This window comes from Methylobacterium sp. Leaf123 (assembly GCF_001423405.1).
Lineage (GTDB): Bacteria > Pseudomonadota > Alphaproteobacteria > Rhizobiales > Beijerinckiaceae > Methylobacterium.
On the sequence record NZ_LMNS01000039.1, the window covers coordinates 363,858 to 370,947 of the forward strand.

9 protein-coding genes are annotated in these 7,090 nt (G+C 67.6%); 5 read left to right on the forward strand and 4 right to left on the reverse strand.

Features of this window, described 5'->3' with window-relative positions; all coding sequences use genetic code 11:
• Window positions 1-30: 30 nt before the first annotated feature.
• The 3 genes from ASF53_RS23755 to ASF53_RS23765 are packed head-to-tail and all read right to left on the reverse strand — an operon-like array spanning window position 31 to window position 1,267.
• Window positions 31-366, reverse strand: a complete 336-nt coding sequence (locus ASF53_RS23755; RefSeq protein WP_056204802.1) for a HepT-like ribonuclease domain-containing protein — start codon at window positions 364-366, stop codon at window positions 31-33.
• The gene (locus ASF53_RS23760; protein ID WP_056204805.1) at window positions 366-662 is read right to left on the reverse strand and encodes a nucleotidyltransferase family protein; all 297 of its coding nucleotides are present in this window, start codon (window positions 660-662) and stop codon (window positions 366-368) included. Before ASF53_RS23760 ends, ASF53_RS23755 begins: the two co-directional genes overlap by 1 nt.
• 29 nt (window positions 663-691) lie before the next feature.
• Entirely contained in the window at window positions 692-1,267 is a 576-nt protein-coding gene (locus tag ASF53_RS23765) for a TetR/AcrR family transcriptional regulator (RefSeq protein WP_200943331.1), read from the reverse strand.
• 185 nt (window positions 1,268-1,452) lie between these two features.
• Between ASF53_RS23765 and ASF53_RS23770 the strand changes: the two genes are divergently transcribed.
• The 5 genes from ASF53_RS23770 to panB all read left to right on the forward strand — a co-directional run bounded on the left by ASF53_RS23770 (window position 1,453) and on the right by panB (window position 5,525).
• Complete coding sequence (locus ASF53_RS23770; RefSeq protein WP_056204810.1) at window positions 1,453-2,385, forward strand: quinoprotein relay system zinc metallohydrolase 2; 933 nt, start codon at window positions 1,453-1,455, stop codon at window positions 2,383-2,385.
• 41 nt (window positions 2,386-2,426) lie between these two features.
• Window positions 2,427-3,242, forward strand: coding sequence for a quinoprotein dehydrogenase-associated SoxYZ-like carrier (locus tag ASF53_RS23775; RefSeq protein WP_056204813.1), 816 nt, complete (start codon window positions 2,427-2,429; stop codon window positions 3,240-3,242).
• Window positions 3,243-3,259: 17 nt separating this feature from the next.
• Window positions 3,260-3,847 (forward strand): rhodanese-like domain-containing protein, encoded by a 588-nt coding sequence (locus ASF53_RS23780; protein ID WP_056204818.1) that lies wholly within the window; start codon window positions 3,260-3,262, stop codon window positions 3,845-3,847.
• A gap of 31 nt (window positions 3,848-3,878) precedes the next feature.
• Window positions 3,879-4,274, forward strand: a complete 396-nt coding sequence (locus ASF53_RS23785; protein WP_056204820.1) for a thioredoxin family protein — start codon at window positions 3,879-3,881, stop codon at window positions 4,272-4,274.
• Between the two features lie 426 nt (window positions 4,275-4,700).
• Window positions 4,701-5,525, forward strand: coding sequence for a 3-methyl-2-oxobutanoate hydroxymethyltransferase (panB, locus tag ASF53_RS23790; RefSeq protein ID WP_056204822.1), 825 nt, complete (start codon window positions 4,701-4,703; stop codon window positions 5,523-5,525).
• A 47-nt stretch (window positions 5,526-5,572) separates the two neighbouring features.
• Here the strand turns inward: panB and ASF53_RS23795 are convergent, their stop codons facing one another.
• Window positions 5,573-6,727, reverse strand: coding sequence for a GGDEF domain-containing protein (locus tag ASF53_RS23795; protein WP_056204825.1), 1,155 nt, complete (start codon window positions 6,725-6,727; stop codon window positions 5,573-5,575).
• Window positions 6,728-7,090 lie beyond the last annotated feature (363 nt).

The window sequence follows — 7,090 nt, forward strand, 5'->3', positions numbered from 1 at the left end:
ATCATCGGGGTCGGATGGAAGATCGCCGGCCTATGCTTGAAGCGCTTCGACGGCGATGCGCAGACGCGGCAGCTCATCGACGACCACGTTCCAGAGAATCCGCTCGGACAAGCCATGATACTCGTGGCGCAGGATGTTTCCGATGGCGCGCACCTGATGCCAGGGAATCTCGGGTCTCAGGGCCTTCACGGAATCCGGCACGGCGCGGCTCGCCTCCGAGATGATCTCGATGCCTCGCTCGACGCCGTGCTTCAGCAGCCAGTTCCGGCAGAAGGCGTCGAAGTCTTGTCCCGCCGTCGCTTGCGCGATTCCGTCGAGGGCGGCCAGCATGTCGTCCAGAGCGTGGCGATAATCGCGCCCGGCCATCAGAACACGCGAAGCGCCGAGGCTTCGATTCGGTCGCGTAACCGAGGGTGCAGCCCGTCGCGGGTGGTGACGTCGATCGCGGTCCCGAGCCGGTCTTCCAGCAGCAGCTTGATGCCGACGAGGTCGAAGGCGTTGAAGCGGCTCGCGGGATCGTAATCGATGAAGAGGTCGAGGTCGCTGTCGGAGCGCGCCTCCCCCCGAGCCGTGGAGCCGAACAGGTAGAGCGATGTGGCGCCCATGGTGCGCACCGCATCGGCATTGTCGCGAAGGCGGGTGATGGCGTCCATCCTGTCCATCGGGCGCTCCTTCCTGCACGATGCGTCTATCAGGACTTGTTCACCGGCCGCAGCCCCTCGCTCAAGGCCGTCAGCGTCCGCCCGAACCCCTCCGGCCCGGCGAGGAACCGCTCCAGCAGCAACGAACCTTCCAGCGTCGCCACGATCATCCGAGCATGGGCCTGCGGATCGAGGCCGGCGCGGACGCTGCCGGAGATCTGACCCTCCTCGATCACGCCGGCGAGCCAGGCGATGTGCTTCTCGAAGAAGGCAGTGATGGCGCGGCGCAGGGCCTCGGGCAGCGTCTCCAGCTCGACGGCGAGCGCCGCGCACAGGCAGCCGAGCCCCTGCTCGACCCCACCGAGATAGAGCCGGCCATAGGCCTCGATCCGGGCGACTCCGTCCCCGGTCGCGCCCGAAATCTCGTCGAGCGCCACGTCGTAGCGCGCGTCGTAGGTCTCGATCAGCGCCTGGGCGAGCGCTTCCTTGGTGCGGAAATGGTGATGGATGCTCGCCTTGCGGATACCGACCGCCTCGGCGAGGTCGGCGTAGCTGAAGCCGGAATAGCCCCGGCCGCGCACCAGAATCTCGGCCTCGCTGAGGAGCGATGCGCGCGTGTCTCTCATCATCCGTCCGTTCGTATCGGGCCGATCACGTGCTCGCGACGGCTCTGCCCGTTCGCGATGGTGGCACTTGACGGCGCAAAAATCTACCTACTAGATGGTTTGCACTATATCGATAAATTCATCGGGAGGAAGCGGTCGATGGCGGCACGGACGTGCCTGAGTCACCAGTCCGGTGGAGGCGGGCGTTGAACGCGCCCGTCACACGCCGCGCGGCTCTGTTCGGCGGGTTCTGCCTGTGCTGCCTGCCGCGGGCGGGCTTTGCCGTCGATGCCATGACGATGGAGGAAGTCGCGCCCGGCACCTTCATCCGGCGCGGGTTTGACGCCGAGGCGACGCCCGAGAACGCCGACGGCATCGCCAATATCGGCTTCATCATCGGGCGGGACGGGGTGCTCGTCACGGAATCCGGCGGCAGTCTCGCCGACGGGCAGTGGCTGCGCCGTGAGATCGCCCAGCGCACCGACAAGCCGATCCGCTACGTGATGCTCACCCACGTGCATCCCGACCATGTCTTCGGAGCCGCGGCCTTTCGCGGCGACAACCCGACCTTCGTCGGCCATGCAAGCCTTCGCGGCGCCCTCGATGCGCGGGGCGCGTTCTACCGTCAGCGGCTCGCCGAAATCCTCGGCGAGGAGCGGGCGGGCGAGGTGGTCTACCCGACGATGGAGGTGAAGGAGGGGGCCGAGATCGATCTCGGCGACCGCACCCTCCGGCTCACCGCCCACGGCCATGCGCATACGAGCTGCGACCTGTCGATGCTCGACACCGGCAGCGGGCTGCTGTTCCCCGCCGACCTGCTCTTCGTCGGCCGCATTCCCTCGCTCGATGGTAGCCTGCTCGGCTGGTTCAAGGAGATCGAGCGGCTGAAGGCGGTGGGCGCCACCGACGCCGTGCCGGGTCACGGCCCGACGCGTGTGGCGTTCGCACCGGCGATGGCCGATCTCGCGCGTTATCTCTCAGCCCTGCGCGATGAGACCCGCAAGGCGGTGGCCTCCAGCCTGCCGATCGAGACGGCGGTTCGGACCGTCGCGCTGGGGGAGAAGGACAAGTGGGCGCTGTTCGACACCTATAACGGCCGCAACGTCACCCAGGCCTATCAAGAACTCGAGTGGGAATAAGATCGGCCCCGTCTCAGGGGCTTCCGGGAAGGAAACGCGCCATGAAACGCCTGATGCTCGCCCTCAGCCTGACCCTCTCCGCGGCGGCGCTCACGCCCGCCCCGGTGCTGGCCGGCGCCACCGACACCGACGAGGAACGCGCCGCCCGCTGGTCCGAGATCAAGGCCTCGATCTTCGGGGATCGGAAGGTCGAGGCCAGCGAGAGCGCCGTGAAGATCGACGCGCCCGTCCGCGCCCTCGACGCCGCCCTGGTGCCGATCGGCCTGACGCTCGCCGACAAGGACAGCGTGAAGGGCCTCTACTTCATCATCGACGACAACCCGTCGCCCTACGCCGCGCACTTCACCTTCGGCCCGGCCGCCGATCCGGGCGAGATCAAGATGCGGGTGCGGGTGAACAACTACACCAACGTCCACGCCGTGGTGGAGACCAAGGACGGGCGGCTCCTCGAATCGGCCAAGTTCGTCAAAGCCTCCGGCGGCTGCTCGGCGCCGATGGGCATGAGCGACGAGGAGGCGATGAAGGGCATGGGCGAGATGCGCATGAAGTTCGTTGGCGACGTCCAGCCCGGCAAGCCGGCCGAGGCGACGCTGATGGTACGCCACCCGAATTTTTCCGGGATGCAGATGAACCAGATCACCCGCGACTACACCCCGGCCCGCTACATCCAGAAGCTCGACGTGACCTACGGCGACAAACTCGTGTTCAGCCTCGACGGCGACATCTCCATCGCCTCGAACCCGGTCATCAACTTCGCCTTCAAGCCCGAGGGGCAGGGCCCGATCAAGGTCGTGGCGTCCGATAACCAAGACGGGCGCTGGCAGCACGCCTTCCCCGTTCCGGCCGCGAGCAACTGACGCCGGTGGGGACGAGCATGCAGGTGATCGCGAGACATGCGGCGTTTGCCGCCCTCGGCCTGATGCTGGGGGCGGCGGGTCCGGCCGACTCGCCGGTCAACGTGCCGGAGCCGGAGGGGCTCTATACCGGGCCGCAGAAGGGCTACACCCCGGCGACGCTCAAGGGGGCGACGGTCATCGACCTGAAGGGGCTCGAAACGCTGCTGCCGGAGGCGCCGGCCCTCATCGACGTGGTTTTGGCCGACCGCCGGCCCGAGGGCCTGCCCGCCGACCGGCCCTGGCTGCCGACGCACCGCTCGCTCCCCGGCGCGGTCTGGATGCCGGGCGCGGGCGTCGCACCGCTGGCCCCCGAGAAGGAGGCAGTCTTCCTCAAGCGGGTCGCCGAACTGACCGGCGGGGACAAGGCCAAGCCCGTCGTGACCTTCTGCCGGCCGGAATGCTGGGGGAGCTGGAACGCCGGCAAGCGTCTGATCGCGGCCGGCTACAGCCGCGTCCACTGGTTCCCCCCCGGCGTCGAGGGTTGGCAGGACGATCACGACACCGCCGTCGCCAAGCCCGATCCGGCCTGGATGCGCGCGGACAACGAGCGCGCCCCCCAGCGCTGAGCTTCTGAGCTAAGAGGCCGTGAGGACACCGATGACGAACCGCCGGCACGTTCTCATCCTCGCTGCAGCCTTCCTGGCCGGCGGCTGGCCCGGTGCCGGACAGGCCGCCGAGGCGGCCCCCTACGACCAGAAAGCCTTCGAGGCGGCGCAGGCGGAGGGGCGGCCGATCCTCGTGCAGATCTCGGCGCCGTGGTGCCCGATCTGCCGGACGCAGAAGCCGATCCTGGCCGCGCTCGCCGCCGAGCCGCGCTTCAAGACGCTCGCCGTCTTCACGATCGATTTCGACGCTCAGCGTGACCTCGTGCGCCGGTTCGGGGCACAGATGCAGAGCACGCTCATCGTCTACAAGGGCGGCACTGAGGTTGCCCGCTCGGTCGGTGAGACCCAGCCCGAATGGATCGAGCAGCTCCTCGAAAAAGCGCTCTGACACATTGTTGCCACGAATCGGCCGCCTGCTCTCAAACGTCTAAATTTCGAGCAATCTCAATCGCCTCGATCTTCAGGCTATGCCATTGACACCGGGCGGGATGTGGCGGAAAAACGGCGAACCCGGAGGCGGTCCGAAGTCTAGGGAGGAAACGCCCGAAAAAGGGCGAGTGGGACGACCGAGCCTCATTTCACGTTGTATGTCGGCCGCCGCTTTCGGCGGCCGTGACGTGAAGGAGCCGGGACGCCGCAGGAGAAGGCAGGCCCCTCCGGGTGAACTTCTCGTCGTGACACTTCGCGTCCGATCCACCGGAACCGGCCCACAGGCCCCCTGCGGGGCGGCGCGAACGGGCTTATAGAGGCGTTCCGCACGCCGCGCTCGATCCGACGGGCGCCCCCGGGAATGCCAGACTCCGGATCACGAGCCATGTCGCAGGTCGTTCAAACGCGCCGTCTCCAGGCGGTCGATCTGATCAAGCGCAAGGCCGAGGGGCGCAAGATCATCGCGCTCACCGCCTATCACGCCCACACTGCGGGCATCGTCGATGCCTATTGCGACTTCGTGCTGGTCGGCGATTCGCTCGGCATGGTCATGCACGGCATGGAATCGACCCTGCCGGTGACCCTGGAGATGATGATTCTCCAGGCCCAGGCCGTCATGCGCGGCACGTCCCGCGCCCTCGTCGTGGTCGACATGCCGTTCGGCTCCTACGAGGCGAGCCGCGAGCAGGCCTTCCTCAACGCCGCCCGCGTCCTCAAGGAGACGGGGGCCGGGGCGATCAAGCTGGAAGGCGGGGCGCGCTTTGCCGAGACGGTCGCCTTCCTGACCGAGCGCGGCGTGCCGGTGATGGGCCATATCGGCCTCACCCCCCAATCGGTGAACACGATGGGCGGCTTCAAGGTGCAGGGGCACGGGGCCGGCGACGAGGACCGCCTGCGGGCCGATGCCCGCGCGATCAGCGATGCGGGCGCCTTCTCCATCGTGCTCGAGGGCATCGTCGAACCGGTGGCGCGGGCCATCGCCACCGACCCCGCGATCCGCGCAGCGACCATCGGCATCGGCGCCACCGCCGCCTGCGACGGGCAGATCCTCGTGCTCGAGGACATGCTGGGCCTGAGCGACCGGGTGCCACGCTTCGTCAAGAGCTATGGCTCGCTGCGCGCCCATATCGAGGAGGCGGTGCGCGCCTATGCCGACGAGGTGCAGGCGGGCCGCTTTCCTGCGGAGGGGCACACCTACCCTCCGCGTTAGAGCATCGTCCCGAACGATACCCGCGGCTTCCGGGCGAGGACGGGGCTTCAGCCCTCCGCCCCGCACCGAACGGGTTCGCCGTGCGGCTCCGCCGCGCCCGCGGTATAGAGGATGCACCGGCCCTTCCCGGACGCCTTGGCGGCGTAGAGAGCCTGATCGGCCAAAATCATCATGCGGGGGAGGTCGGCCGCGTCGGGACCGCCGACGACGGCGCCGATGCTGGCGCCGATGCGGGCAAGCACCGTGGGCTCGATCTGATAGGGGGCGGCCACGGACGCGATCACCTCCGCGCCGAGCGCGTGCAGATCCCGAGCCTCAATCCTCGGCACCAGCACGAGGAACTCGTCACCGCCCAGGCGGCAGATCGCGGCGTCCGGCCAGGCCGCGGCAGTCAGGCGCCGCCCGACCTCCGTGAGCACCCTGTCGCCGGCACCGTGCCCGAGCCGATCGTTGACCTGCTTGAACCCGTCGAGATCGAGATAGAGCAGCCCGATCCCCGCGGCAGACGGGGCGGCCATGGTCGCGAAGGCCGCCTCCAGGCCACGGCGGTTCAAGAGACCGGTGAGCGGATCGACGAAGGATTGCGCCCGGCTCTCCATGTCGGACGTCACGACTTGGATGGTCATCTCACGCTGCCGCTTGATCAGGCCGCGGGTGACCACGATGAACAGGAGGCTCAGAAGCGCGGCAAAGATCAGGAAGGGCGGCTCGACGATCGCGATGCTGCCGACCATGCCGAGCATGATCGTGCCCACCTGCACCACGGCGTAGCGCGGCGCCAGGAAGTTGCGCCCGACGATGCCGCTGATCGAGGCAAACGACCAGGCCATGACGAGCAGGGACATCGGCAGGTCGCGGAACAGGATCACGAGAAACACCGTCGTCGCGATCAACGTTGCCCATAGCAGACCGGCCGCGAAGACGAGGTCGGTCGGTCGCCTCTCTTGCCGCCACGCCTGGATCCGCACCGGCAGCACCAGCGCATCGAGGGCGGCGATCGCGGCGAACACCGTATCGCCGGAGCGGTGATAGACGATCAGCGTGGTCGCGATCGAAATCATCGAACCGAGAATGAGCGGCGCCACCGCTCCGAACAGCATGCTCCTCAGGCGCTGTTGCACGGCCGGGGGCAGGTCGGCGCCGACATTTCCGAGCCAGCGCAGCGGCGGGAGGGTCGGCGGTAGATAACAGGCGACTTCCACGATGTCTGACCCAGCGCGAGTTGGCAGCGCTCTCGCACACCTCCTTGCCTGATGCCGGAGGATCTTCAATGCTCGATAAAAATCCGTCTACAAACCCGCAGGGTTTCACTGCGCCTGTGAGTATCAGGCATCCTTTGTGGGCGTCCGATTGACTCTTTTTCTGGTCTTTCCGGAAGGCTATGGTTCGGCCGGAGATATCAAGGGTACCGCACTGCCTGATCAGGCGGTGAGCCTCTCAGAGCCCGTCCGATAATGTCTGGCCGGGGTTGAGTGGCCGGGATGGCGGTGATTCCAGAAGGGTGCTGAAGCCTGATCTGGACGTGCCATGTGGACCCCGACCACTCGCCGGCAGCATAACCGTGC